Origin of the sequence: Achromobacter piechaudii NBRC 102461, from assembly GCF_001571245.1 — a bacterium.
Taxonomy (GTDB): domain Bacteria; phylum Pseudomonadota; class Gammaproteobacteria; order Burkholderiales; family Burkholderiaceae_B; genus Achromobacter; species Achromobacter piechaudii.
On record NZ_BCTK01000006.1, the window covers coordinates 376,327 to 402,271 of the forward strand.

Annotated in this window: 26 protein-coding genes; 14 read left to right on the plus strand and 12 right to left on the minus strand. The window is 67.4% G+C overall.

The genetic code is table 11. From position 1 onward, the window contains the following. Positions 1-3 precede the first annotated feature (3 nt). From API01S_RS13855 to API01S_RS13885, 7 genes are all read left to right on the plus strand, one after another. Positions 4-786: a 5'-methylthioadenosine/adenosylhomocysteine nucleosidase gene (locus API01S_RS13855; protein ID WP_006221796.1), complete on the plus strand. Its 783-nt coding sequence runs from the start codon at positions 4-6 to the stop codon at positions 784-786. 168 nt (positions 787-954) lie between these two features. Continuing rightward, a complete protein-coding gene (locus API01S_RS13860; protein ID WP_061304854.1) occupies positions 955-1,953 on the plus strand; it encodes a Bug family tripartite tricarboxylate transporter substrate binding protein in 999 nt (332 codons plus the stop codon). Between the two features lie 49 nt (positions 1,954-2,002). Next, the gene (locus API01S_RS13865) at positions 2,003-3,013 is read left to right on the plus strand and encodes a Bug family tripartite tricarboxylate transporter substrate binding protein (protein ID WP_061304856.1); all 1,011 of its coding nucleotides are present in this window, start codon (positions 2,003-2,005) and stop codon (positions 3,011-3,013) included. A gap of 37 nt (positions 3,014-3,050) precedes the next feature. Further along, on the plus strand, positions 3,051-3,695 hold the full coding sequence (locus API01S_RS13870) for a flavin reductase family protein (protein ID WP_050729594.1): 645 nt from the start codon (positions 3,051-3,053) through the stop codon (positions 3,693-3,695). Positions 3,696-3,726: 31 nt separating this feature from the next. Then, positions 3,727-4,341 (plus strand): glutathione S-transferase family protein, encoded by a 615-nt coding sequence (locus API01S_RS13875; protein WP_061304858.1) that lies wholly within the window; start codon positions 3,727-3,729, stop codon positions 4,339-4,341. A 70-nt stretch (positions 4,342-4,411) separates the two neighbouring features. Next, a complete protein-coding gene (locus API01S_RS13880; protein WP_061305569.1) occupies positions 4,412-5,026 on the plus strand; it encodes a carboxymuconolactone decarboxylase family protein in 615 nt (204 codons plus the stop codon). Continuing rightward, positions 5,023-5,892, plus strand: coding sequence for an amidohydrolase family protein (locus API01S_RS13885; RefSeq protein ID WP_061304860.1), 870 nt, complete (start codon positions 5,023-5,025; stop codon positions 5,890-5,892). Before API01S_RS13880 ends, API01S_RS13885 begins: the two co-directional genes overlap by 4 nt. Positions 5,893-5,909: 17 nt before the next feature. Here API01S_RS13885 and API01S_RS13890 read toward each other — a convergent pair whose 3' ends face one another. From API01S_RS13890 to API01S_RS13925, 9 genes are all read right to left on the minus strand, one after another. After that, the gene (locus tag API01S_RS13890) at positions 5,910-6,872 is read right to left on the minus strand and encodes a LysR family transcriptional regulator (RefSeq protein WP_061304862.1); all 963 of its coding nucleotides are present in this window, start codon (positions 6,870-6,872) and stop codon (positions 5,910-5,912) included. Between the two features lie 66 nt (positions 6,873-6,938). Further along, the gene (locus API01S_RS13895; protein WP_050729590.1) at positions 6,939-7,910 is read right to left on the minus strand and encodes a Bug family tripartite tricarboxylate transporter substrate binding protein; all 972 of its coding nucleotides are present in this window, start codon (positions 7,908-7,910) and stop codon (positions 6,939-6,941) included. A gap of 43 nt (positions 7,911-7,953) precedes the next feature. Next, entirely contained in the window at positions 7,954-10,314 is a 2,361-nt protein-coding gene (locus tag API01S_RS13900; RefSeq protein ID WP_084802426.1) for an acyl-CoA dehydrogenase, read from the minus strand. After that, a complete protein-coding gene (locus API01S_RS13905; RefSeq protein ID WP_061304864.1) occupies positions 10,311-11,534 on the minus strand; it encodes a CaiB/BaiF CoA transferase family protein in 1,224 nt (407 codons plus the stop codon). The genes API01S_RS13900 and API01S_RS13905 overlap by 4 nt, the downstream gene beginning before the upstream one ends. A gap of 11 nt (positions 11,535-11,545) precedes the next feature. Further along, entirely contained in the window at positions 11,546-12,343 is a 798-nt protein-coding gene (locus API01S_RS13910; protein WP_006221785.1) for an enoyl-CoA hydratase/isomerase family protein, read from the minus strand. A 20-nt stretch (positions 12,344-12,363) separates the two neighbouring features. Beyond that, a complete protein-coding gene (locus API01S_RS13915; protein WP_061304867.1) occupies positions 12,364-13,584 on the minus strand; it encodes a CaiB/BaiF CoA transferase family protein in 1,221 nt (406 codons plus the stop codon). 188 nt (positions 13,585-13,772) lie between these two features. Beyond that, the gene (locus API01S_RS29330) at positions 13,773-13,937 is read right to left on the minus strand and encodes a hypothetical protein (protein ID WP_006221783.1); all 165 of its coding nucleotides are present in this window, start codon (positions 13,935-13,937) and stop codon (positions 13,773-13,775) included. 87 nt (positions 13,938-14,024) lie between these two features. Next, positions 14,025-15,419, minus strand: coding sequence for a tetratricopeptide repeat protein (locus API01S_RS13920; protein ID WP_061304869.1), 1,395 nt, complete (start codon positions 15,417-15,419; stop codon positions 14,025-14,027). 212 nt (positions 15,420-15,631) lie between these two features. After that, entirely contained in the window at positions 15,632-16,504 is an 873-nt protein-coding gene (locus tag API01S_RS13925) for an alpha/beta hydrolase (RefSeq protein ID WP_254598448.1), read from the minus strand. A gap of 150 nt (positions 16,505-16,654) precedes the next feature. Here API01S_RS13925 and API01S_RS13930 point away from each other — a divergent pair, with 150 nt between their 5' ends. From API01S_RS13930 to API01S_RS13960, 7 genes are all read left to right on the plus strand, one after another. Continuing rightward, positions 16,655-17,098, plus strand: a complete 444-nt coding sequence (locus API01S_RS13930) for a hypothetical protein (RefSeq protein ID WP_061304873.1) — start codon at positions 16,655-16,657, stop codon at positions 17,096-17,098. Between the two features lie 132 nt (positions 17,099-17,230). Further along, positions 17,231-17,932 (plus strand): glutathione binding-like protein, encoded by a 702-nt coding sequence (locus tag API01S_RS13935; protein WP_006221778.1) that lies wholly within the window; start codon positions 17,231-17,233, stop codon positions 17,930-17,932. Positions 17,933-17,934: 2 nt separating this feature from the next. Continuing rightward, complete coding sequence (locus API01S_RS13940; RefSeq protein WP_006221777.1) at positions 17,935-18,861, plus strand: LysR family transcriptional regulator; 927 nt, start codon at positions 17,935-17,937, stop codon at positions 18,859-18,861. A 77-nt stretch (positions 18,862-18,938) separates the two neighbouring features. After that, positions 18,939-20,345 (plus strand): FAD-dependent tricarballylate dehydrogenase TcuA, encoded by a 1,407-nt coding sequence (gene tcuA / locus API01S_RS13945; RefSeq protein WP_061304875.1) that lies wholly within the window; start codon positions 18,939-18,941, stop codon positions 20,343-20,345. Further along, positions 20,342-21,577 carry a tricarballylate utilization 4Fe-4S protein TcuB gene (tcuB, locus tag API01S_RS13950; RefSeq protein ID WP_006221775.1) on the plus strand — a complete coding sequence of 412 codons (1,236 nt, stop codon included), beginning with the start codon at positions 20,342-20,344 and terminating at the stop codon, positions 21,575-21,577. Before tcuA ends, tcuB begins: the two co-directional genes overlap by 4 nt. Positions 21,578-21,651: 74 nt before the next feature. Beyond that, positions 21,652-22,629, plus strand: coding sequence for a Bug family tripartite tricarboxylate transporter substrate binding protein (locus tag API01S_RS13955; RefSeq protein ID WP_061304876.1), 978 nt, complete (start codon positions 21,652-21,654; stop codon positions 22,627-22,629). A gap of 43 nt (positions 22,630-22,672) precedes the next feature. Continuing rightward, positions 22,673-23,296, plus strand: coding sequence for a WG repeat-containing protein (locus API01S_RS13960; protein WP_061304878.1), 624 nt, complete (start codon positions 22,673-22,675; stop codon positions 23,294-23,296). Here the strand turns inward: API01S_RS13960 and API01S_RS13965 are convergent. Genes API01S_RS13965 through cydB form a run of 3 tightly spaced genes read right to left on the minus strand, consistent with a single transcriptional unit; the run spans position 23,293 to position 25,941 of the window. Continuing rightward, positions 23,293-24,705 (minus strand): aminotransferase-like domain-containing protein, encoded by a 1,413-nt coding sequence (locus API01S_RS13965; protein WP_006221772.1) that lies wholly within the window; start codon positions 24,703-24,705, stop codon positions 23,293-23,295. The genes API01S_RS13960 and API01S_RS13965 overlap by 4 nt on opposite strands. A 58-nt stretch (positions 24,706-24,763) precedes the next feature. Next, the gene (locus tag API01S_RS28845) at positions 24,764-24,934 is read right to left on the minus strand and encodes a DUF2474 domain-containing protein (protein WP_084802427.1); all 171 of its coding nucleotides are present in this window, start codon (positions 24,932-24,934) and stop codon (positions 24,764-24,766) included. Further along, the gene (cydB, locus tag API01S_RS13970) at positions 24,934-25,941 is read right to left on the minus strand and encodes a cytochrome d ubiquinol oxidase subunit II (RefSeq protein WP_061304880.1); all 1,008 of its coding nucleotides are present in this window, start codon (positions 25,939-25,941) and stop codon (positions 24,934-24,936) included. Before cydB ends, API01S_RS28845 begins: the two co-directional genes overlap by 1 nt. Positions 25,942-25,945 lie beyond the last annotated feature (4 nt).

Consider the following 25,945-nt stretch of genomic DNA (forward strand, 5'->3'; position numbering starts at 1 on the left):
ATCATGGAACGTATCGCCATCCTGGGCGCCTTGCACGAAGAAATCGCCGACCTGTTGGCCGCGATGGAGCCGGGCGCGACGACGCACCGCATCGCCATGCGCGATTTTCACGTGGGCACGTTGTGGGGCACGCCATGCGTGATTGCGTTAAGCCGCATCGGCAAGGTTGCGGCGGCGGCCACCGCGTCGATCGTCATTCAAGAATTCCAGGTCTCGCGCGTGATCTTCACCGGCCTGGCGGGCGGCCTGCACGCCGATGTGAACGTGGGTGATGTGGTGGTGGCCAGCGCGCTGATGCAGCACGACATGGACGCGCGGCCCTTGTTCGAGCAGCACCAGATTCCGCTGTTGGGGCGCGTGTGTTTCGACACGGACCCGGCCGTCAGCCGGCTGCTGCAAGACAGCGCGACTCGCTTCACGCAAGACCGTGGCGCGGCGGCCGTGCGCGACGGCGAAACCATGCCCCAAGTCCACGTCGGCTTGATCGCCACCGGCGACGTCTTCGTCAGCCACAACGACGAGGCCCAGGCGCTGCGCAAACGTCTGCCCGACGCCTTGTGCGTCGAAATGGAAGGCGCGGCGATGGCGCAGGTCTGCTATGAATTCGGCGTGCCGTTCGCGGTGATGCGCGTGATCTCGGATCGGGCGGACCACGCGGCCAAGACGGATTTCACCGTGTTCCTGGAAAACGTCGCGCGGGTCTACACGGCCGGCATCCTCGAACCCCTGCTGAGGTCGGGCGCCTTGCTGAACGTCGATGCCACGGCATCGGCACGGCAGGGCTGACGCGCCCGCCGCAGGAACAACGCCTGCGCCATCCGGCTGATCGCCTCGGGCGCTCGGGCTGCCGCCGCCTTGCGCCGCGCAAAGCAGATATGCGATACCGCGCATAGCGTCGCCCTGGCCCCGCGCATACCATGCTCCAAACACAAAAACCCAAGGTTTGGAGACAGCATGAAGATCGCAAGCGCGCTGACGTCGGTCAGCCGGTGGCTGGGAGCAGGGATGGCGGCATCCGCCCTGGGCGTGATGGCCCCCGCGTTGGCCGGGCCTTACCCCGACCACCCCATCAGGCTGGTGGTGCCTTTTCCCGCTGGCGGCGCCACGGACTTGATGGCCCGCGCGCTGGCGCAAGGGTTGGGCGACAAGCTGGGCCAGGCGGTCGTGGTGGAAAACCGGGGCGGAGCGGGCGGCGCGATTGGCGCGGAAGCCGTGGCCAGCGCCGCGCCCGACGGCTATACCTTGCTGTACTCCACGATGGGCGTGCTGACCATCAATCCTTCGCTGTACGCCAAGCTGCGCTATGACCCGCAGACCAGCTTCGCGCCCATCTCGATGACCAACCTGACGTCGAACCTGCTCGTCGTCAATCCGGACCTGAAAGTCAATTCCGTCGCGGAGCTGGCGGCGCTGGCCAAGGCGCGGCCGGGTGAATTGACGTTCAGCTCGTCGGGCAACGGCACGACCAGCCATCTGGCCGGCGAAATGTTCAAGTCGACGGCCGGCGTGGACATCCGCCATATCCCGTACAAGGGCACGTCGGGCGCCATCAACGATTTTCTGGCGGGACGCATTTCGATGATGATCGACACGTCCTCCAATTTCATCGAGCAGGTCAAGCAGGGCAAGGTGCGCGCGCTGGGCGTGACCAGCCGCCAGCGCTTGCCCGTGCTGCCGGATGTGCCGTCGATTTCCGAGACGCCGGGCTTTTCCTCTTACGAAGTCAGCTTGTGGTCAGGCGTGTTGGCGCCGGCCGGCACGCCGCGCGCCGTGATCGACAAGCTGAACCAGGACATCGGCGCGGTGATGACGTCGCCGCAGATGGTCGAGCGCATGGCGGGCTACGGCATCCAGACCACGCACAGCACGCCGGAAGCGTTCGCCGCCCAGATCAAGATCGATACGGCGAAGTGGGCCAAGGTGATCGAGCAGTCGGGCGCGCGGGCGGATTGACGCCGGCCCGCCCACGCACGACACGCTGATCGCCGACAAGGGGAACTGCATGACATTGACGATTCCATTCCGGCTGGTCCAGGCTTGCGCCCCGCTACGCGCCGCCATCCTTTGCGCTGCCACCGCAGTCACCGCGCTGATGATGCCCGCGGCCCAGGCAGCGTCGTACCCCGACCGGCCGCTGACGCTGATCAACCCCTACGCGGCAGGCGGCCCGGCCGACGTGGTTGCGCGCAGCCTGGGCCGCGCGCTGGAAAAGCGCCTGGGCCAGCCTGTCGTCGTCGAAAACAAGCCGGGCGGTGGGGCGTCGATCGGCACGGGTTTTGTGGCTCGCGCCAAGCCGGATGGCTACACCTTGCTGCTGGGCACGTCCGCTGGCCACGTCGTCACGCCGCTGATGCAGAAGACGACTTATGACGGCGTGGACGGATTCGCCTTTTGCTCGGTGGTCGCGGTGCAGCCCATCATGCTGGTGGTCAATCCGGCGCGCGGCATCCGCACGGTGGCGGAACTGCTGGCGCGTGCCCAGGCCGAACCGGGCAAGCTCAGTTACGGTTCGGCGGGCGTGGGCGGCGCGACGCATCTGGGCGCTGAACTGTTCCAGCAGGTCGCGCACGTTCAGCTCAACCATATTCCTTACGCCGGCGCATCGCCCGCCATCAACGACGTGGTAGGCGGGCAGATCGATCTTGCCATGCTGAACCTGTCGGCCAGCCTGCCGTTCATACGCCAGGGCCGCCTGATTGCGCTGGCCTACGCGGCCGACAAGCGCTCGGCGCTGTTGCCGGACGTGCCCACCCTGGCCGAGGCGGGCGTGGCGGGCGCGCAGGCGGCCACCTGGTACAGCCTGGCCGCGCCAGCCGGCACGCCGCCCGACGTCGTGCAGCGATTGAGCAACGCGGTTCGGGCCGTCAACGACGACCCCGACTATCGCCGCGTCATGCAAGAGCAGGCCATCGAGCTGATGTCGCTGACGCCCGCCGAGGCCGACGCCTACGTGCGGCGGGATCGCGCCGACATGCAGCGGCTGTTGGGTTCGCTGGGGCTGCTGGCAAAATGACCCACGCCCATCACGTTTCTCGCAAGGCGATGCCCACATGAACTTTGATTTCAGCCAGCTGGCATCCGCCGACGCGTTCAAGCTCTTGTCCAGCGTCGTCGTGCCCCGGCCGATCGCTTGGGTGGTCAGCCAGTCGGCGCAGGGCGTGCTGAACGCCGCGCCGTTCTCGTTCTTCAACGTCGTCAGCAGCGACCCGCCCATTGTCGCGCTGGGCATCGGCCCGCGCGGCGGTCAGTGGAAGGATTCGTCGCGCAACATCCTGGACACGGGCGAATTCGTCATCAATGTGGTATCGGCGGAATTGGCCGACGCCATGAATCACACCAGCCTGGACTACGACGCCAGCGTCAACGAGCTGGCGCGCGCCGGGCTGACGACGCAAGCGTCGCTGCTGGTTGCGCCGCCGCGCATCGCGCAAAGCCCGGCGGCGCTGGAATGCAAGGTGTGGCAGGTCATCGAGGCCGCGCCGCATCGCGTGATCGTGCTGGCGCGCGTGGTGGGCATGTACCTGCGCGACGATGCGCTGCTGAACCGCGAACGCTTTCATGTGGATACGCCCGCGCTGGGCCTGCTGGGCCGCATGCACGGCGCGGGCTGGTACGCGCACACCAGCAACCTCTTTCAGATGCTGGCGCCGAGTGCGGCAAACGACCCGTCCGTGCGGCCGGCGCAAGGACATTGATGCGCGTGGCAGCGCGCAAAGGAGATTTACGATGAAGCTGCATTGGTCGCCCCGATCGCCCTTTGTCCGCAAGGTGATGATCGTGCTGTACGAGGGCGGTATCGAAGATCAGGTGCAATGCGTGCGCACGCCGGTTGCGATGGACAAGCCCAACCTGGACCTGGTGGCAGACAACCCGCTCATCAAACTGCCCACGCTGATGCTGGACGATGGCACGGCCCTGTACGACTCGCGCGTCATCTGCGCCTATCTGGACGGCTTGACGGGTGGCCGGCTGATGCCCGCCGCCGCAACCGCGCGCCTCGTAGCCGAACGGCGGCAGGCGCTGGGCGATGGCTTTCTGGACGCCTTGCTGCTGTACCGGCAGGAACGCAACAAACCTGTGGACAAGCAGACGGCTGCCTGGCTGGACGCGTTCGCGCTGAAAGTGCGCGCCGTGCTGGCCGCGCTGGAGGCCGAGGCCCCGGCACTGGAAGCAACGCCTTTCGATCTGGGCGTGATATCCATTGGATGCGCGCTGTCCTACATGGACTATCGTTTTCCCGATATCGACTGGCGCGGCGGACATCCCCGTCTGGCGGCGTGGCACCAGGGCTTTTCAGAACGTCCGTCGGTGGCGCGCAGCCTGCCCGATGAGTCGCCCTGATCGCCGCCTTGCTCCCTTAGACCCTGGCGCCCGCACCCTGGCGTTGCGCCGACCCGAACCGAGGATGATGATGAGCCGTATCCCGCTGCCCAGCCCCGACAGCATGACCGACGACCAGAAACGCGTGTACGAGAAGATCGTCTCCGGCCCGCGCGGCCGTCTCGTCGGCCCCTTGCGCGCGGCGCTGCACAGCCCAGAGCTGGCCGAACGCTGGCAGGCGCTGGGCGCGTTGCTGCGCTTTGGCACCAGCCTGCCGCCGCGCGTCAGCGAGCTGGCCATCGTGGTGACGGCGCGCCGCTGGAACAGCCAGATCGAATGGCACATCCACGCGCAGGCGGCGTTTGCGGCCGGTATTGCTCAAGCCGTGTTGGACAAGATCCAGGCGCGCGAGACGCCGACGTTCGACACGCGCGATGACGAAGTCGTCTACGAATTTGCGCGCCAGTTGCAGGAGACCGGCCAGGTCGATCCCGTGCTGTATGCCGAGGCGGTGACGCGTTGGCAGGCGGTCGGCGTGGTCGAGCTGACGGCGGTGATCGGCTACTACACCATGGTTTCCATGACCTTGAATGCACACGAGATTCCGATGCCCGATGACGCGCCCGCGCCCTTGGACACGCCCCGACAAGCCGGCGTGCCGGCCCTGAGCGTGCTGGCCGCGCTGCCTGCCAAGGAGGCGTCATGACGATTGAAATGCCCCGCATGCCCGTGCCTCCCCGGCACGCGCTGCCCGCGCTGGCTTGCGACGCGCATTGCCACGTGTTCGGTCCGTACGATCAGTTTCCCTTGCAGCATCCTTCGTCCTACGCCGCGCCCGATGCACCCGCGCCGCGTTATCTGCAAATGCTGGACACCTTGGGCGCGGCGCGTGGCGTGCTGGTGCAGCCCGCGCCTTACGGCGTGAACCCGGCCGCCTTGCTGGACGCCTTGGCGCATGGCGGCGAGCGCTTGCGCGGCATCGCCGTGGCCGATCCGTCCGTCACCGATGCGCAGTTGCAGGCGCTGGTGGACGGCGGGGTGCGCGGCCTGCGCTTTCTTGAGGCGCGCGACCCCGCGGGCAATCTGTTCCCGGGCAGCGTGGGCTTTGGCCAGATCGCCGCACTGGCGCCGCGCATGAAGCAGTTCGGCCTGCATGCGCAGCTGTGGGCGCCTTGCGATGCCTACGTGCAGCACCTGCCCGCGCTGGCCGCGCTGGATCTGCCTATCGTCATCGACCATCTGGGCAGCCTCGTGCCGGCGCGCGGTGAGCAGGATCCGGCCTTCCAACTAATGCGCGGCCTGCTGGCCGACGGCCGCATCTGGATGAAGCTCACGCTGTGCCGCGTGGGCGCGGCGCCCGGCTACGACAATGCCCGCTTCATCCACGACGCGTTCACCACCGCCAACCCCGATCAGGTGTTGTGGGGATCGGATTGGCCCTTCGTGCGCATGGGCGCAGCCGCGCCGTCGGCGGACGCCTTGGTGGATGTGGCGTATGAATGGCTGGGCAACGATAGCCTGCGCAAGAAGGTCTGGGTGGACAACCCGGCACGCTTGTACGGCTTCGACTAGGGGGCGCGCGCCAGCCATCAAGGGCTAGCGTGCCACACGCCTTCGCCGCCGATTTCCCGCACCAGCGCTTCGATCTGCGCCGCGACTTCCATCACGGTGCGCCCCGGCCCCTTGGACCGCGAAAACGCCATCGAGATGATGCGGCCCATGGTCGGGTCGCGCAGTGCCGCGATACTCAGCCGGCCTTCCTGCACTTCCTGCCAGACGGCGTGCAGCGGCAGCACGGTGTACATGTTTTCGTGCTCGACGATGGACTTCATCAAAGGCAGCGAGTCCGCTTCGATCAGCGGCGCGATGGTGATCTTGCGCGCCCGCGCCAACCCGTCCAGCGCATTGCGCAAGCCGTTCGGCGCGCCCGGCAGGATGAAGGGCAGGCCATTGAGCTGATCGAACGTGACCTCGCCCGACGCGGTGCGCGCATCGCCCGCCGCACCCACCAGGTAGGAATCCACATAGGCCAGCGCCTGTTCGCCGGGCGGGCACTTGTCGCCGTATCGGTACAGGATGGCGATGTCCACGCGGCTGTCGGTCAGCCACTCTTCGATCTGGCCGCTGGAGCCCTCCAGTATCTTCAGATGAACTTTGGGATAGTGTTTGCGCAGCCGCGAAAACAGGCGGCGGATGAGCGGGTGCGCGGTGGACGGCAACAGCCCCAGCGTGACCTCGCCGGCTGGTTCGCGCGCCTGACCGTTAAGCTCCAGTTCCAGCCGCTCGGCATCGGCCAGCAGCGTCTGCACCAGCGGGAACAGGCGTTCGCCGACCTCGGACAGATTCACGCCGCGCCCGGTGCGGTTGAACAGCCGCGCATTGCACTCGCGTTCCAGTGCGTTGATGCGGCGGCTGAGTACGGATTGATCCTGGTCCAGATGGAGCGCGGCGCGCGTGATGCTGCCCAGCTCCGCAATCGCCAGGAACGCCCTCCATTTGTTCAGGTCGGCGGTCAGGTCCAGGCTTAACCCGGTGGCTTTGGCGATGGGCATGGTGGCGGGGCAGGGTCGCAGGCAAAAGGAACGGCATAAGCGTACGGCAAAGCGCGCGGCAACGGGTCATTCCAGGCCCAGCTTGCCGCGCCGGATCACCTCGCCCCATTTCTTCGATTCGCTCTCCATCAGGCTGCGGTACTGGTCGGGCGTGGTCGCGGCCGGAATGGCGCCCTGGTCGATCATCTTTTGACGCAGTTCGGGTTCGGCCAGCGACTGAGCGATGGCCTCGGCCATCTTGTCCACGATCTCCTTGGGCGTACCGGTCGGGGCAATGATGCCGTAGTTCGATTCGACGATGACGCCGGGAAAGCCTGCTTCGCGGGTAGTCGGCACGTCGGGCAGGCCCTCGAAGCGTTCCGGGCTGGCCACCGCCAGCGCGCGCAGCTTGCCCGCCTTGATGAAGCCCAGCGCCGCCGACGCGTCGCCCGGGAACATCTGCACCTCGTTGGACAGCAGGGCCGTCACGGCGGGGGCCGCGCCCTTGTACGGCACGTGCATGATGTCGATGCCGGTCTGCTGCTTCAGCAGTTCGCCGCCCAGATGCGGCGTCGTGACGTTGCCGGCGGACCCGTAGTTGTACTTGCCCGGATGCTGCTTGGCGCTGGCGACGAAGGCGGCCAGCGTGGTGTCCGGCAGCGACGGGTTGACCATGACCACTTGCGGCACGCGCGCGACCAGCGACACGTACTGGATGCTGCTGACGTCGTAAGGCACCTTCATGACGTGAGGCAGGCCCGTGATGGCGCCCGGCACGCCAAATCCGAACGTGTTGCCATCGGGCGCGGCGCGCACGGTGGCGTCCACGCCGATGGTGCCGCTGGCGCCGGCCTTGTTCTCGATGACGATGGTCTGGCCCAGCCGCTTGCCCAGCGCGGGCGCGAGCAGGCGCGCCAGGTTGTCGACCGAGCCGCCGGGCGGATACGGCACGATCAGGCGGATCGGCTGGTTGGGCCAGGGCTGCGCGGCCTGCGCCATGGGCGCCAGCGTTGCCGCCAGCAATGCCGCGGCCACCGTCAAGGCGGATGCTTTTTTCATCGTCTCTCTCCTGATGGCGCCCGGTCGAGCGGGCGCGATGTTGTTATGCGCCGTCCAGGCCCAGGACCTGTTTGGCGTAGATGTTGCGTTGGATCTCGTTGGTGCCGCTGAAGATGGTCGCGGCCAGCGCGTTGACGAAGGGCGCCAGCGCCTGCACGCCGCCATCGCCATAGCCCAGCCGCATCTGCACGCCGCCGTATTCCTCGGCGATCTGGATCAGCAGCGCGCCCAGCCGTTCATGGGTTTCGGTGGCCCAGATCTTCAACAGCGACAATGCGGGCGGCAAGGGCCGTTCGGCGCGCGCCATATCGGCGAAGACGCGGTACATGGCGGTCAGGTCGGCGCTGTCCAGCCGCAGTTCGGCCAGCCGGTCGGTGAAGGCCGGATCGGCCAGCAGGCCGCGTTGCCGGGCGATGTTGAAGATCTGTTGCAACGCGTGGTTGGCGTGCTTGGGGCTGCCCGAGAACAGGCGTTCGAAACCCAGCAGCGCCTTGGCGATCGTCCAGCCGGCGTTGAGTTCGCCCACGACATTCCCGCGCGGCACGCGCACCTGATCGAAGAACACCTCGCAGAATTCCTCGTGGCCCGACAGCGTGCGGATGGGCCGACGGCTGACGCCGGGGCTGGCAAGGTCAACCAGCAGAAAGCTGATGCCCGCCTGCTTTTTCACCGTCTTGTCGGTGCGCACCAGCATGAACATGTGCGTGGCGTCCTGCGCCAGCGTGGACCATGTCTTTTGGCCGGTCACGACAAGGTCGTCGCCGTCGATCACGGCTTCGCATCGCAACGCCGCCAGGTCCGAGCCCGCGTTCGGTTCGGAATAGCCTTGAGCCCACACCGCCTCGCCGGACAGGATGCCCGGCAGGAAGCGCGCGCGCTGCGCCTCGGTGCCGTAGCGGATCAGGATGGGACCCAGCATGACCAGGCCCTGGTCCGGCGCGCGCGCCACGCCGTATTGCTCGGCCTCTTCGATGAAGGCGATCTGCCGCGCCGGCGACAAGGCCATGCCGCCGTGCTCGCGCGGCCACGACGGCGCAATCCAGCCCTGGCGAGACAGCGTGTAGTACCAAGGCTTGATCTCGTCCCAATGCAGCCGCCAGGGCACGTGCCGCAAGTGCGCGGGGTAGTGCGCGCGGAAGAAGCGGCGCAGCAGGGCGCGAAATTCCGCTTCGGGCATATCGTTCCAGTCTGCATCGCGGGGAAACGGTTCCGCTGAGGGCGACGGCGCGTCGTGCCCGTCATCCATCGGGGGCGATGGCGCGTCGGCCAGCGCGCCGTAGCGTTGGCGGTGCGCGGCGGCATTGCCCAGCCACGCGGCCAGGTGCAAGGCGCTGCGAAAGTACAGGCTGACGTCGCATTCCTCGGTGTAGCCGATGGCGCCGTGCAGCTGGATCGCCAGCCGCGTTGCGTCAAGGCCCGCGCGCGCCGCGCGCGCCTTGACGCGGCTGGCAAGCACCTTGCGCGTCGTGGTTTGATGCGCGGACTGCGCGTGCGTCGTCTCGGCCAATGTGTTGAGCGCATCCTGCAAGCTGCTTGCCGCCAGCTCGACCTGCATGGCGGCGTCGACCAGGCGATGCTGCAAGGCCTGGAACGAAGCCAAGGGCTTGCCGAATTGCTGGCGGGTGTTCAGGTAGGCGACCGTGTCGGCCAGCACCTGCCGCGCCCCGCCGATCATCTCGGCCGACTGCATCAGGCGGCCGTAGTCCAGCGCCTCATCCACGGCATCCAGCACGCCGTCCGACGCCAGCAGCGCGGCGGCGGGCACGATGGCCGCTTCGATGCTCAGGTGGCAGGCCGGCGTGCCGTCGGCGCGCGCATGCGGCTGCACGGTGACGCCGGGCGTGCCGGCCTCCAGGTAGAACAGCAGCGTGCCGTGTTCGCCATCCGCCGTGACCAGCCAGCCATCTACGTCGTCGCCGCCGATCACATGGCGCTTTTCGCCATTGAGCACATACGCGCCTTCGCGCGCCGTGACGCTGACGCCGAAGACGCCGGCCGCCTCGCCCGCTTCCAGCTGGCCTTCCGTTTCCTGCCAGGCCAACCCGATCATGCGCGTGCCATCGCACAGCGTTTGCAGCAGCGTGTCGCGTAGCGGAGAGCCGGACAAGGGCTGGAGGTTCGCGAGCAGCGTCGCGCCCAGCACGCCTGCGCCCACCAGCGGCTCGGGCAGTTGTGCGCGTCCCGCTTCTTCGATCACGGCCGCCAGCGCGTGCCAGCCCAGGCCGAGTCCGCCCAGCGATTCCGGCACGCTCATGCCCAGCCAGCCGGCCTCGGCCAGCTCGCGCCAATAGGCGCGGTCCACGCCGCCTGCCGCGCGCTTGCGCTGGCGCTGGTCGCGGCGGGAAAGCAGATCGCGCGCGCTGTCGCGTATGGCTTCGATCAGGTCCAGGTCCACGGCGCTCATACGATACCCTCGGCTTGCAGGCGCGCGATGTCCTCGTCGGACAGGCCAAGTTCCGCTCGCAACACGGCGGCGGTGTGTTCGCCCAATTGAGGCGGCGGCAGGCCGGGCGCAATCGGCGTGCGCGAAAAATGAATGGGGTTGTTGATGACGGGCATGTCGCCCAGCTCGGGATGCGCGATGCTGCCCAGCACCTTGCGATGCTTGACCTGCGGGTCTTCGAACACCTGATCCATGGTGTAGATCGGGCCGCAGGGCACGTTGACGGCGGCCAGCGAGTCGTTCCATTCGCGCACGGTGCGCGCGAGCATCGCCGGTTCGATGAGCCGCGATAGTTCGGCTTGCGCGGCGGCCCGCTTTGGGTTGCTGGCAAAGCGCGCGTCGTCGGCCAGGGCGGGCAGGCCGATCTCGGTGCAGAAGGCGCGAAACTGCGTGTCGTTGCCAACCGCCACCATCAGGTGGCCATCGCGGCACGCAAAGGCCCGGAACGGCGCGGTGATCTGCGAGGCCGACCCCATGCGCGCCGGCACCTGGCCGTTGGCCAGGTAGTTCATGCCGATGTGCGACATCGCCGCAATCTGCGCGTCCAGCAGCGCCAGGTCGATATGTTGGCCCACGCCCGATAGCTGGTCGCGATGGCGCAAGGCCGCCAGAATGGCCGCCACCGCATAGAAGCCGGCGGTCAGGTCGGAGACCGAGTAGCCCGCCTTCACCGGCCCCGCGCCGGGCTCGCCGTCGGGCACGCCGGTGACGCTCATCAGGCCGCTCATGGATTGGAAGATGGGGTCGTAGCCGGGCAGGTGGCTGTACGGGCCGGACTGGCCGAAGCCCGTGATCGAGCAATACACCAGCCGGGGATTGACGGCGGACAGGGCTTCGTAATCCAGGCCGTAGCGGCGCAGGTCACCCGCCTTGAAGTTCTCGATCACGATGTCGGCGCGCGCGGCCAGTTGCCGGACCAGCGCCTGGCCCTCGGGCCGCGAGATGTCGATCGTCAGGGACTTCTTGCCCCGGTTCATCGCGACGAATGATGAGGTTTGCCGGCTGGGTTCGCCGTGCCGGTCAGGCATCGGATAGCCCTGGTGCCGCACGTCGTCGCCCCGGCCTGGGCGTTCCACCTTGATGACGTCGGCGCCAAAATCGGCCAGCATCTGCGCGGCCCACGGCCCCGAGAAAACGCGGCTCAAGTCCAGCACCTTCACGCCTTCCAATGCACGGCTCATCGGTCCGCTCCTTATTTGCCCTGGAACACGGGTGCGCGCTTTTCCAGAAAGGCGCGGCGCGCTTCCTGGGCGTCTTCGGTCTTGCCGATGGCGGCGGTCATGTCCTGCTCGTAGCGGTAGCCATCGCGCAGGCTCATGTCTTCGATGGCGTTCAACGTCTGCTTGGCCAGCACGGTCGCCAGCGGGCTTTTGGACGCCAGCTCGTGCGCCAGTTCCAGCGCGCGGTCCATCAAGGCCTCGGCCGGAACGGAAGCCTCGACGATGCCCAGCCGGTACAGCTCGTCGCCGTCCACGCGCAGGCCCGTCAGCATCATGCGGCGCAAGCGGGAATGGCCGAAGAGGCGCATCCCATGGCGCCCGCCGCCCAGCAGGCCGACGTTGATTTCCGGCAGGCCCACCACCGCCGTGGACGCGGCCAGCAGGATGTCGCACGAGGCCACGATGGCCAGGCCCGCGCCCAGCGCCGCGCCGTTGATCGCGCCGATCACGGGCTTCGCGCATTCGCGGATCGCGTGAAAGCACTCACGGGTGCGGCGCGAGTGTTGCGGCAGGTCGCCCGGGCCCTTGATGGTGGCGGCGCGATTCTTTAGGTCGGCGCCGGCGCAGAATATCTTGCCTTGGCCGGACAGCACCACGGCGCGCACCTCGGGCGTTTCCGAGATGCGGTCCAGCACCCACGACAGCTCGTTCATCATGTCGGTGGACAGCGCGTTCACCGGCGGGTTGGCCAGCAGGATGACGGCCACGCCGTCGTTCACCGTGACATCCAGCGCGGTGTAGGGGCCGGCCAGGTTTTCGGGCATTGTCATTTCCTGTCTCCGTCTTTTTTTTAAATGATCTTGCGTTGGCGCAGATCGTCGATCTGCTCTGCGCTCTTGCCCAGCTCTGCAAGCACATCGGCGGTGTGCTGGCCCAGCAGTGGCGGCGCGCGGTCGGCGCGCAGATCCGCTGTGGCAAAGCGCAGAGGGTTCATCACCTGCGGCACGCTCTTGGCGGTGGGATGCGGCAGGTGGCGCAGCATGGCGCGGTGCGCGACCTGCGGGTCGTCAAAGACTTCGGGCACGGTATTGATGGAACCGGCCGGCACGCCCGCGCTCTTTAACGCCGCCAGCCAGTGCGCGCGCGGCTGTGTGATGAAGATGGCGTCCAGGATCGGGTCCAGCGTGGCCTGGTGCGTGACGCGCTGGCTGTTGCTGACAAAGCGCGGGTCTTCCGCCAGTTCCGGCTTGCCCAGCAGGCGGCACAGGGCGGCGAATTGCGCGTCGTTGCCGACAACGATGACGATGTCGCCATCGGCGCACGCGAAGGTGCGTTGCGGCTGGATGTTGGGATGCGCGGTGCCGGTGCGGCGCGGCACGCGGTTGCCCAGCAGGAAGTTCATGGCCTGGTTGGCCAGCAGGCCGACCTGCACGTCCAGCATGGCGACGTCGATGTATTCGCCCTGGCCCGTCTGCGAGCGCCGCAGCAACGCGGCGACGATGCCCAACGCGGCGTAGACACCGGTGGTCAGGTCCACAATGGGCACGCCCACTTTTTGCGGACCGCCGCCCGGGCGGTCGTCGCGTTCGCCCGTCACGCTCATCAACCCGCCCATAGCCTGGATCAGGAAGTCGTAGGCGGGTTCGGCGGCGCGCGGGCCGGTCTGGCCGAAGCCGGTGACCGAGCAATACACCAGGCGCGGGTTGATCTTGGACAGCGAGTCGTAGTCCAGCCCCAGGCGCGCCAGGGTGCCGACCTTGTAGTTCTCCAGCACCACGTCGGCGTCGCGGCAAAGCTCCTTGACCAGCGCCTGGCCTTCAGCCGTTTGCAAGTCCAGCGTGATGGACCGCTTGCCTCGGTTGGTGGCGATGAAATACGCGCCGTCGGTGGTGTCCTGGCCGGCTTCGTCTTTGAGGAACGGCGGACCCCAGGAGCGGGTGTCATCGCCCTGGCCCGGCCGCTCGACCTTGATGACGTCCGCGCCTAGATCGGCCAGGATCTGGCTGGCCCAGGGGCCGGCAAGAATGCGGCTCAGGTCCAGCACTTTCACGTTTGATAACAGCGGCTGCAAAGCCTTCTCCTTGACTCCTGTGATGTGCAGGTAGTCTAGGATTTCCGGCTGGCGGCGGGATGCACCCGGCGCACAAAGCTGTTATGCGTTTCGCGCACCAGCCGAGGCCAATGCGCAATGCCGACACGCGTTTTGCGCACCGGCGATGGCCGATGCGCAAGGGGGCAGGCGGGTTCTGGAGGGAAGCGTCAGCGCCCCGTGTCGGGGTAGTTGGGGCCTGCGTCGTGGAAGCCGCCGCTGCTGTAGGGATTGACGGCGCCGGGGTGGGGCGGGCCGCCCGGGCTGTAGGTGCAAGCGCTTACCAGGCCGGCCAGGGCAAGCGTGGAAAGCAAAACAATCAATCGCGATTTCATGACGGTCTCCTGCGGCTGCCCCCGAGCAGGCTTGTGCGGATCCGCAGCGTATGTGCGTCACGGCGCGCTCGGAACAGGCGTAAAGAATTATAGGGCGGCGGCCGCCTGCCAGCGCTTGCGCTTGGTCCGGGGCGCGTCGCAACGCTGCCGATACGCTTTGACCGCGTCGGACTCCACCGGCTGGAAATAAGGATGCGCGTATTGCACTTCAAGCATGGCGTCGTGCAGGCGTCGGCCCCACACGCATTGCGTCTGGGCCTCGTCCCACAAACGCACCGCCTGTTCCGGGCGGCCATGGCGCCAGAGCGCCAAACCGTAGTCCGCCACCAGCTCTTCGTTGCGCGACAGGTCGCGGTACGACAGCTGCAACAGGCGCAGGGCTTCGTCGGTATCGCCTCGCAGGCTGAGGATCCAGCCCAGCGTGCCCTGGTTGAACGCGTTGGGACCCGACACGCGGATCGACCGGCGCGCCTGGGCTTCGGCTTGCGGCAGGTAGTCGGGAAAGTCCGCCAGGTAATAGGCGATGTCGTTGGCCCAATCGGTGTCGCCTTGCTGCCAGGCGCGGCCGGGTTTGGATTGGCGCTGTTGCAGCGTCTGCGCGTCGGCCAGCGCCAGCTCGGGCATGCCCAGGAGCCGTTCGACGTCCAGCCGGTCGCGCAGCACCGAGGTGTCGACCGGCTTGAGCGATTCCGGAAAGCGCCATTCGCGCGCGCGCATCAGCCAGTGGCGCGCGTCGTCGGGCCGGCCGACCATCAGCAGCAACTGCGCCAGGTCCAGTTGCTGCTGCGGGGTGGCGGCGCAATGCATGGCGCTTATCAGCGCATGGGCGCCGTCGACGTCGTCCTGGGCGAAGCGGCGGGTGATGGCGTCCAGCTCGTCAAAGCAGGACCGGTCGTAAACGACGTCGGCGTCGATCGACAGCGAAAGCGATGCCGCCGGCACGTCGTGGCTGAAATACGCGGTGGCGCCCTGCTGCGTGGTGTAGCCCAGGTCCACCCATTGTTCGCCCCAGCGTTGAGGCATGGTCATGATGTACGGCCAGGCGGGCACAGGCGTTTTGTCGTTGCTGGAATTGAGTTGGAAGAAGTGGCCCCACGCGCCGTCGCCGATGCGGCGGATCAGGGTGAAGTCCTCGGGCGGGTGCGGCTGTTCGGTCCAGACCCAGGCGGTGCGGCCCAGTTCGTCCGTGACACCGTGCAAGATGCCGTCCTGGCTGGGCGTGCCCTGGATGGAGTCGCCCTTGCCCGTCAGGAACAGGCGATAGGGCGTGTTGGGGGCGGGCGCTGCGTCGCGGTTGTTCAGCAGCGTCAGCGTCAGGAATCGCCCGTAGGGGCCGCTGCCGTATTGGGGCATGCCGGGGGGCGGCGCGGTGGGCGCTGCGGTGTGATCCGGCGCGGGTTCCGCGTGGACGACGGCCGGGGCGAACAGGCAGGCCGCGGCCAGGATCAGCGGGGTCAGGCGATGCAGCGGAAACAAGGTCATGGAAAGGCGAGGGCGGTGAGGGCGGGGGGCAAGGGCGGGCACGATTGTGTCACGAACGCGAGCGATGGACGCCGCGTCTGTCGGCGATTGCTTGCCGCGCGTCGCTTATCGACTGCTGCCTGCGCTTGGCGCCAGACGCCGGCGACCGAGGTCTGACGCAAACGCCAACGCGTAGGACCTGCGCGCGACGCCAGATGCCTACTGCGTACCGCCTATCGCCCGATCCTTGCCGTGATGAAGGCATCGATCGCCCGGGTAGCGTCGTTATCGGCCCCCACGTCGCTGTTGACCTGCGCGTGGTTGCGGGCCAGTCCGAACAGCTCGGCCTGGCCGCCGCGAGCTTTCAGCATGTCGGCGTAGCGCTGCGCCCGTCGGCAGGGATCGGGCCGCAAGGTCGAACAGACGAACAGCGTGGGCGGTTGTGTTCCGCTCAACTGAGCGGCGGGCGATGCCTGGCCCCATTCGGCGGGGTTCGCGCCGAAGGCTTCGTCGTAGAACGGCGCGTGCTGGCGTGGCATGACGTCCAGCAGGTCGAAGCCCGCGCCATCCAGGATGATGCTGGCCCGCCAGAGCGGCGCGCCCGTGCGTTGCCGCATCGCGGCATCCGCGGCCAACAGCGTCACAAGGTGGCCGCCTGAGGAATGACCCATGACGACCAGCTTGTCCGGATCGGCACGCCAGCGGGCGGCCTGCTGGTGGATCCACGCGACGGCCAGGCCCAGGTCTTCGGCCTGCTCGGCCGGGCGGGCTTGCGGCAACACGCGCGTGTTGACCGAGATCACGACGTAGCCCTGGGGCAGCCAGTAGGCCAGCTTGTCCTGCACGACGTCGGACGTGGCCTTGTCGCCGCCTTTCCAGGAGCCGCCGTGCACGACGAGCAGTATCGGGGCCGGCCCGCCTTGCGGCGGCGCGGCGGCGGGCAGATACACGTCGGCAAGCTGGGCGGGGTCGGGGCCGTATTGTTCGTCGGACAAGACCGCAGCCCCCGATTCGCCTCTCAACGCGGCGGCCCAGCCCGGCACGGGCAGAGGGGCGGCCACGGAGGTGGCCACAAGCAGGACAAGCAGCAGTCGGGACGCGCGCATGGACAGTGACAGTAGCGTAGGCGGAACGCCGATCAATGTAGCGCAGCCGCTGGCCGTGCCGCGCATTTCCCGGCATCGATCGACCCGCTTTTTTCCCACCCCGCGCGCCTTGTGGCATGCTGCGCCGTCCGCCGTCCATCCTTGAACGTCATGCCCTCCGCTCTGCTTCGTCTTTGCGATCTCATCCTGCTGGCCGCCGCCGCCGCGCTCTTTGGCGCTTGCCTGACCTCGCTGCTGACCACTGGCGCCTACGGCTGGGCGGTGCCCGATGCGCCCTACCTCTACACCTCCCGCGATTTCTACGCCGACGCCGTGCTGGCGGGTGTGGCAGGTTTGCTGCTGTCCTGGGTCCTTGAACGGCTGACCCGGGCACGCCTGGGCGGCCCCGGCCGCGCGCTGCTGTTCCTGGCAGCGGCGCTGCTGGCGCTGTACCTGGCGCCGCCCGCCCCGGTCGTTTTCGGCAACACCTGGGGGCCCGGCGAAGCCACGCGTGAATTGTTCCTGGCGCAATGGCGCCTGGTGCTGCCGATCGCCGTGGCGACGACGGCGGCGCGGTGGGCCTTGTGGAGGCTGGCCGGCCCCCGGCCAGCCTGACTGGCCGACCGGGCAGGGCGCAGTCCAACGGGACAACCCTGGGGGTTTTCAGCGGAATTTGCCCCCGTTTGCGCTAGGATTGTCGGCGCAATCTTCCCGACACGATTTCCGCCCGCCCTGGAGAAACCCCGCATGACCTCCCTAGACTCGTTCGCCATCACCAAGAAGTGGCCCGCCCAGCACCCCGACCGCATCCAGCTGTATTCGCTGCCCACGCCCAACGGCGTGAAAGTGTCGATATTGCTGGAGGAAATCGGCTTGCCCTACGAGCCGCATCGGGTCGCCTTCGACAAGCAGGATCAGCTCTCGCCGGAATTCCTGTCCCTCAGCCCGAACAACAAGATCCCGGCCATCCTTGACCCCAACGGCCCGGGCGGCAAGCCGCTGGCGCTGTTCGAATCGGGCGCCATCCTGGTCTACCTGGCCAGCAAGACCGGCCAGTTCATTCCGGTGGACACGGCGGAACGCTACGAGACGCTGCAATGGCTGATGTTCCAGATGGGCGGTATCGGCCCCATGTTCGGCCAGCTGGGCTTTTTCCATAAGTTCGCCGGCAAAGAGTACGAGGACAAGCGCCCGCGCGACCGTTACGTGGCCGAAGCCAAGCGCCTGCTGGCCGTGCTGGACCAACGCCTGCAAGGCCGCGATTGGGTCATGGGCGACGAATACACCATTGCCGACATCGCGATCTTCCCGTGGGTGCGCAATCTGGTCGGCTTCTACGAAGCGGGCGAGCTGGTCGGGTTCCAGCAGTTCAAGAACGTGGCGCGCGTGCTGGAAACGTTTGTCGCGCGTCCGGCCGTGGTGCGCGGCCTGACCATTCCGAGCAGCTAGGCATGGAACTGCGCCAGCTGCGGTACTTCGTGCGCGTGGTCGAGGCAGGCAGCATCGGCCGCGCGGCGATGTCCATCGGCATGGTCACCTCCGCCCTCAGCCAGCAGATCAGCCGGCTGGAAGGCGAGCTGTCGACGCGGCTGCTGCAACGCAGCGCCAGCGGCGTGGTGCCCACGGACGCGGGGCTGGCGTTTTTCCGGCAGGCGCAACTGGCGCTGCGCCATGCGGACGACGCGGTGCAGGCCGCGCAGCAGGCGCGGCTGGCCGGCCACGTCAGCGTGGGCCTGTCGTCCACCACCGCCGCCATCCTGGGCGCGCCGTTCCTGCAAGCCATGAACGAGCGCTATCCCGACATCCGGCTGCATCTGGTCGAGGCGCTGTCGGGCCATCTGGCGGACATGCTCAACGGCCGCCTGCTGGACCTTGCCATCGTGTTCCAGGCCGAATCCGCACGCCGCTGGAGCATCATGCCGCTGCTGGACGAACCCTTGTTCCTGTGCGCGCGCCGCGACATGCCCGAGCTGCCGGCCGGCCAGACCACTCGGCTTGCCGACATCGCGCACCTGCCGCTGGTGCTGCCCAGCCCGCGCCATGGCCTGCGCGCGCTGGTCAACAACGCGTTCCTGCAATTGGGCCAGACGCCGCGCGTGGTGGCCGAAGTCGATGGCCTTTCGCTGTTGATGGACGTGGTGCAGCTGGGCAGCGCCGCCACCATCCAGCCCAGTTCGGCCACGGCGCGCATCGCGCCGGGCCAACTGCACATGGCGCGCATCGATGACGCGCAGCTGTTCCGGCCGAATCTGCTGGTCAGCCTGTCCGACGACGAACTTTCGCCCGCCGCGCTGGCCGCCCGGCTGGTGCTGGCCGACGTCTCGCGCACCTTGGCGCGCGAGGGCAAATGGGCCGTCGTGACCCTTCACGATTCGTGAATACCCGTTGACGCCCGCCTGATATCGCAGGCGCGGCCCCGTCGGTACAGTCGTCCCCTACATTTGGGGACGATGGCATGGTTGACGTCTTGGTGGTGGGTGGGGGCAATGCGGCGCTGTGCGCGGCCCTGATGGCGCGTGAAGCAGGCGCCAGCGTGATGCTGCTGGAAGCCGCGCCGCGTGAATGGCGTGGCGGCAATTCGCAGCACACGCGCAATCTGCGCTGCATGCACGACGCGCCGCAAGACGTGCTGGTCGAGGCGTATCCCGAAGAGGAATATTGGCAAGACCTGCTCAAGGTCACGGGCGGGCAGACCAACGAACATCTGGCGCGGCTGGTCATCCGCGAATCCTCCACCTGTCGAGACTGGATGCGCCGCCACGGCGTGAACTTCCAGCCGCCGCTGTCGGGCGCGTTGCACGTGGCGCGCACCAACGCCTTTTTCATGGGCGGCGGCAAGGCGCTGGTGAACGCCTATTACCGCAGCGCCGAAGCGCTGGGCGTACAGATCCGCTACAACGCGCCGGTCGATGCGCTGGAACTGGAAGATGGCCGCTTCAAGGCCGCGCGCATCGGCGACGAACGCATCGAAGCGCGCGCCTGTGTGCTGGCGGCAGGCGGCTTCGAATCCAACCGCGAATGGTTGCGCGAGGCCTGGGGCCAGAACGAACGCGGCGAATGGCCGGCCGACAACTTCCTCATCCGTGGCACGCGCTTCAACATGGGCGTGCTGCTGAAATTCATGCTGGACGCGGGGGCGGACGGCATCGGCGATCCTTCGCAATCGCACTGCGTGGCGATCGATGCGCGCGCGCCGCTGTACGACGGCGGCATCTGCACGCGCATCGACTGCGTATCGCTGGGCGTGGTGGTCAACCGCGACGCCGTGCGCTTCTACGACGAAGGCGAGGATTTCTGGCCCAAGCGCTACGCCATCTGGGGCCGGCTCACCGCCATGCAGCCCGGGCAGATCGCTTATTCCATCATCGACGCCAAGGCCATCGGCCGCTTCATGCCGCCCGTTTTTCCGGGCGTCAAAGCCGATACGCTGCCGGAACTGGCCGACAAGCTGGGGCTGGACCCGGCCACCTTCGCGAAGACCCTGAGCGACTACAACGCCGCCTGCCGCGTCGGCACGTTCGATCACACCGCGCTGGACGACTGCCACACCGAAGGCATCGCGCCGGCCAAGACGCATTGGGCCCGGCCCATCGACACCGCGCCGTTCTATGGCTACGCGCTGCGCCCCGGCATCACGTTCACCTACCTGGGATTGAAAGTGGACGACACCGCCGCCGTGCGCTTTAACAACGTCCCCAGCGACAACCTGTTCGTTGCCGGCGAGATGATGGCCGGCAACGTGTTGGGCAAGGGCTATACGGCTGGCGTGGGCATGTCCATCGGCACGGCGTTCGGCCGCATCGCCGGCACCCGGGCCGCCGCCGCCGCGCGCGCCCAGACTCATGCAAAGAGCACGATATGAAGCAGCTTGAAGCCCTGGCCCGCGAGGCGCAGTCGTTTTCCACTTCCCATGCGCCGTCGTCTTCGGCCCCGGCCATGGTCGAACAACCCGTCAAGTGGTTGGGCAAGAACGCCAAGCCGCAGGCGGACGTGTTGACGGACGATGAGGCCGAAGTCGCGCGCGTCATGCAGATCTGCAACGCCTGCCGTTATTGCGAAGGCTTTTGCGCGGTGTTTCCCGCCATGACGCGCCGCCTGGAATTCGGCAAGGCGGACCTGAACTACCTGGCCAACCTGTGCCACAACTGCGGCGCCTGTCTGCACGCCTGCCAATACGCGCCGCCGCATGAATTCGCGGTGAACGTGCCGCAGGCGATGGCCAAGGTGCGGGTCCAGACCTACACCGACTACGCCTGGCCCCCCGCGCTGGGCGCGCTGTACAAGCGCAACGGCCTGGCCTTGTCGCTGGCCACCGCTGCCGGCCTGGCGCTGTTCCTGGTGCTGGCCGTGTTGATGGCGGGCGGCTTGTTCCATGAGCCGATGGCCGGCAACTTCTACGCGGTGTTTCCGCACAACACGCTGGCGCTGATGTTCGGCGTGGTGTTCGGCTTTTCGATGCTGGCGCTGGGCGTGGGCGTGACGCGCTTCTGGCGCAACGTCAGCCCGGGGGCGGCCTCGGGCGCGGCGGTAGCCGAGGCCGCGCACGACGCGCTGCGCCTGCGTTACTTGGATGGCGGGCACGGCAAGGGCTGCAACAACGCGGACGATGCGTTCACCTTGTGGCGGCGGCGCTTTCATCACTTCACGTTCTACGGCTTCATGCTGTGCTTCGCGGCAACCTGTGTGGCCACGCTCTATCACTATCTGCTGGGCCAGCAGGCGCCGTATCCCGTCTTGAGCGCGCCGGTGCTGCTGGGCACGGCAGGCGGCATCGGACTGCTGATCGGGCCGGCCGGCCTGCTGTGGCTGAACATCAAGCGTCATCCGCAACAGGGCGACGCCGCGCAAAAACCGATGGATCGCGGCTTCATCGCGCTGCTGTTCCTGACCAGCGCAACGGGCCTGGCGCTGTTGGCCGGCCGCGATGGCGGCGCGATGGCGCTGCTGCTGGCCATACACCTGGGCGTGGTGATGGCGCTGTTCCTGACCTTGCCCTACGGCAAGTTCGCGCACGGCATCTACCGCTCGGCCGCGCTGCTCAAGTGGTCCATCGAAAAGCGCCAGCCCAACAAATTGCAGCTGGGGTCCGACTGACGCGGCCCCGCGCCAAGCAGCCATGACGGCGACCCGCGAGGCCGCCGCATCCCATTACAAACGAGGAGACTTGCATGACCTACCACCCCCTGCTGGCGCGCTTTGCGCTGGCCGCCTGTCTGCTGCCTGCGCTGCACGCGGCGCACGCGCAGTCCTATCCGTCCAAGCCCATCACGCTGGTCGTGCCGCACTCGGCGGGCGGCACGTCGGACATCCTGGCGCGCACGGTGGCGGCCGAAGCCGCCAAGACGCTGGGCCAGACCATCGTCGTCGAGAACAAGGGCGGCGCCAACGGCACCATCGCGGCCAAGCAGGTGGCGTCCTCCGCGCCGGACGGCTATGTGCTGCTGCTGGCCACGGCCAGCACGCATGGCATCAACCCGTCTCTGTACTCGCGCATTTCCTATGACGCGGTCAAGGACTTCACGCCTGTCACGTTGCTGGCGACGGTGCCCAACGTGCTGGTGGTCAGCCCGAACGTGAAGGCCGCCAACGTCCAAGAGCTCATCGCCTACATACGCGGGCAAGGCGACAAGACCAACATGGGATCGGCGGGCGCGGGCACGCCGGGCCATCTGGCCGGCGAGATGTTCAAGAGCGAGGCCAAGCTGCAATTCACGCACGTGGCTTACAAGGGCGGCAGTCCCGCCATCACCGACTTGATCGGCGGCCAGATCGATTTCATGTTCACCACTATTCCCGGCGTGTTGCCGCAAGTGAAAGCGAAGACGCTGCGCGCATTGGCGGTGACGTCGCCGGAGCGCTCGCCTGCCATGCCCGATATACCCACGATGGCTGAATCCGGTCTGCCCGGTTTCCAGGCCGTGTCCTGGCATGGCGTGGTCGCGCCCGCTGGCACGCCGCCCGAGGTGGTCGCCAAACTGAACGCCGCATTGAGCGGCGCGCTGGCGGCGCCTTCGGTCAAGCAGCGCCTGATGGAAGAGGGCGCGGCGGCCTCCACCCTGAACACGGCGGCGTTCGGCACGTTCATCCAGAACGAGATGGCGGCCTGGGCCAAAGCGGTGAAGGATTCGGGCGCGACGGTGAACTGACGCGAGCCTTGTCCTTTGCTGGGCGCATGCTAGGATTTCCGGCATGTTGAAGACCCTGCTGGTTTCCCTGCTGGCGGCTGCGCCTGCCGCCCCATCCTTCGCCGCCCCATCGCTCGCCGCCCCATCCGACGCCGCCTATCCGCTGCAATGCCTGTACGCCGCCAAAGCGCAAGGCGGCGAGTTGCAATCCAACGAGCACTGCGCGCGCCCGGACGGCGACACGGTAGCGTTCGCGGCCCCGGCGCTGGCCAGCATGGACTTCGATGCGGACGAACTGTCGCCGGTGTACACGCACGGCTCATGGCGATGGGTGCGGCCCGATGGAAAATCGGCGGCCGTCGTCACCTTCGACAATTTCGCGGACGACTTTCAAGACGGGCTGGCGCGCGGGCCGTGGTCAGGCGGCATGGCCTACTACGACACCCAGCTGAACCGCGTGCTGGCCACGCCCTACGATTGGGTCGACCGCTTTCGCGACGGCCTGGCCCTGGTGTGCCAGGGCTGCCGCAAGGTCTATACGGCCGGGGGCGAGCACAGCGTCATGGCGGGCGGGCAATGGGGCGCCATCGACCGCCAGGGCGTATTGGTCATGCCCTTGCGCGCCGACGTCGCCAACCTGATGCGCGAGGTCGAAGCGGCGCGCGCGGATCGTGCAACAGGCGGCTAACCGCCCGCCATCAGCTTGCCCAGCGTCGCCATGCCTTGTTCCATGTCGCCGCTCCACGGATGGCCGTGGTTCAGCCGCAGGAAATTTCCGAAGGCCCCCGACGACGAGAACAGCGGCCCCGGCGCGATGCTGATGCCGTGATCCAGCGCCGCGCGATGCACTTTCAGCGTGTCGATGTGCGCGGGCAATTCCACCCATACGAAATAGCCGCCTGCCGGGCGCGTGGCGCGCGTGCCCCTGGGGAAGTAGCGCGCCACGGCCTGCAACAGCTCGGCCTGCTGCAAGGCCAGCGTCTGGCGGAACTGACGCAGGTGGCGGTCATAGCCGCCTTTTTCCAGATAGGCCGCGATGGCTGCCTGCGTGGGCGCGGCGGTGGCCAGGCTGGTGGTGAGCTTGTTGCGCATGATCTGCCGTGTGTAGCGGCCGCCCGCCACCCAGCCCACGCGATACCCCGGCGCCAGCGTTTTCGAGAACGATGAGCAGTGCATCACGATGCCTTCCTTGTCGAACGCCTTGGCCGGGCGCGGCCGGGTTTCGCCAAAGTACAGCTCGCCGTAGACGTCGTCTTCGATCAGCGCGACGCCGTGGCGCGTCAGCAGTTTGACCAGCGCTTCCTTCTTGCTGTCGGGCATGAGGCTGCCCATGGGATTCTGAAACGTAGTCATCAGCCAGCAGGCGCGCGGCCGGTGCTGCACGATGGCCTTTTCCAGCGCTTGCAGGTCGATGCCTTCGCGCGGATGCGTGGCCACTTCGATGGCATGCAGCTGGTTGCGTTCCAGCGATTGCAGCGCGGCATAGAACGTGGGCGATTCGACGATGACCGCATCGCCGGGCTGCGTGACCGCCGCCAGGCTGAGGTTCAACGCGTCCAGCGCGCCGTTGGTGATGATGATGTCGTCCACCGGCACGGTCAGGCCGTCGGCCAGGTAACGCAGCGCGATGGCGCGGCGCAGCGCCGCATCGCCCGGGCTGAGGTCGTCGATGGAACCCCAGGGATCCAGGCGCTGCGCCGCCGACGCCATGAATTTTCCCAGCCGCGCGTAGGGCAGCAGCGACGGGCTGGGAAAGGCCGATCCAAACGGCAGCATGTCGCGGCGCAAGGTGGCGTTGAGCACTTGCAGCACGTTGTCGCTGACGTCCACCGGGTGGCGGCCGGCGGCGGCGCTGGACAGGCCGTCCGGTTCAGGCAGCGCGGCGTGCGGCGCGCGCAGCACGTAATAGCCAGAGCGGTCGCGCGCGCGGATCAGGCCGCGCGCTTCCAGCAGGTAGTAGGCCTTGAACACCGTGGACGGGCTGACGCCCCGGCTGGCGCTGGTCTGCCGTACCGAGGGCAGGCGATCGCCCACTTGCAGCAAGCCCGAGCTTATTGAGGCGGTGATGTCTTCGGTCAGCCGTTCATAGCGCTTCATGGCGATTCCGTTTCAAGAAGAAGGGCGGGTGGCAGCAGAGTATTCATCGTGCGTGCGCTCACAAGGACATGCCGACGGCGCGCATCAGTAGCCGCAACGCGTAGGCGGCCACACCCAGCGTGGCGACGCTGGCGGCCCAGATCAGCGCAAGCCAGAGCAGGCGGCGGCGCCACGATGGCGTCGCGGGTTTGAAGCGATCAGCGCGGGTGGCGGTAGCGGAAGTCGACATCAATGGAACTCCTCGCCAGTGCGGACCTTGCCGCGAAACACGTAGTACGACCAGGCGGTGTAGACCAGGATAATCGGAATGATCAGCAGCGCGCCGACCAAAGCGAAACCCTGGCTTTGCGGCGGCGCGGACGCCGTCCAGATCGAGATGTCTGGCGGAATGATGGCGGGCCAGATGCTGATGCCCAGGCCGGTGTAGGCCAGGAACACCAGCGCCAGCGACAGCATGAACGGGCCGGACGCGGGCGTGCCGCGCACGCGCCGGATCAGGTCGAAGCCGGCGGCGGCCACCAGCACCGGCACGGGAAAGAACCAGAACATGTTGGGCAGGCTGAACCAGCGCTGTGCGATGTGCGGTTGCGCCAGCGGCGTCCAGACGCTCAACACCGCGATCACGGCCAGCAGCCCCAAGGTCAGCGGCCGCGCGATATCGCACATGTGGCGGTGCAGCCGGCCTTCGGTCTTCATGATGAGCCAGGTGCAGCCCAGCAGCGCGTAACCGGCAACCAGCCCTAAGCCCGTGAACATCGAGAACGGGCTGATCCAGTCCCACGCGCCGCCCTGATAGGCGCGCCCCACGACGGGGATGCCTTCGATATAGGCGCCCAGCGTCACGCCCTGGAAGAACGTCGCCGTGACCGAACCGAACACGAAGGCGCGGTCCCAGTACGGGCGATGGTGTTCGTCCGCCTTGAAGCGGAATTCAAACGCCACGCCACGAAACACCAGTCCCAGCAGCATGAACACCAGCGGCAGGTGCAGCGCGCTGAGAATCACCGAGTACGCCAGTGGAAACGCCGCCATCAGGCCAGCGCCGCCCAGCACCAGCCAGGTCTCGTTGCCGTCCCAGACGGGCGCCACGGTGTTGACCATGACGTCGCGTTCTTCGCGGTCGCGGATCAGCGGAAACAGGATGCCGATGCCAAGATCGAATCCATCCATGACCACGTACATCATCACGCCGAACAGGATGATGACGGCCCAAATCAAAGCAAGGTCGATGCCCATGGCG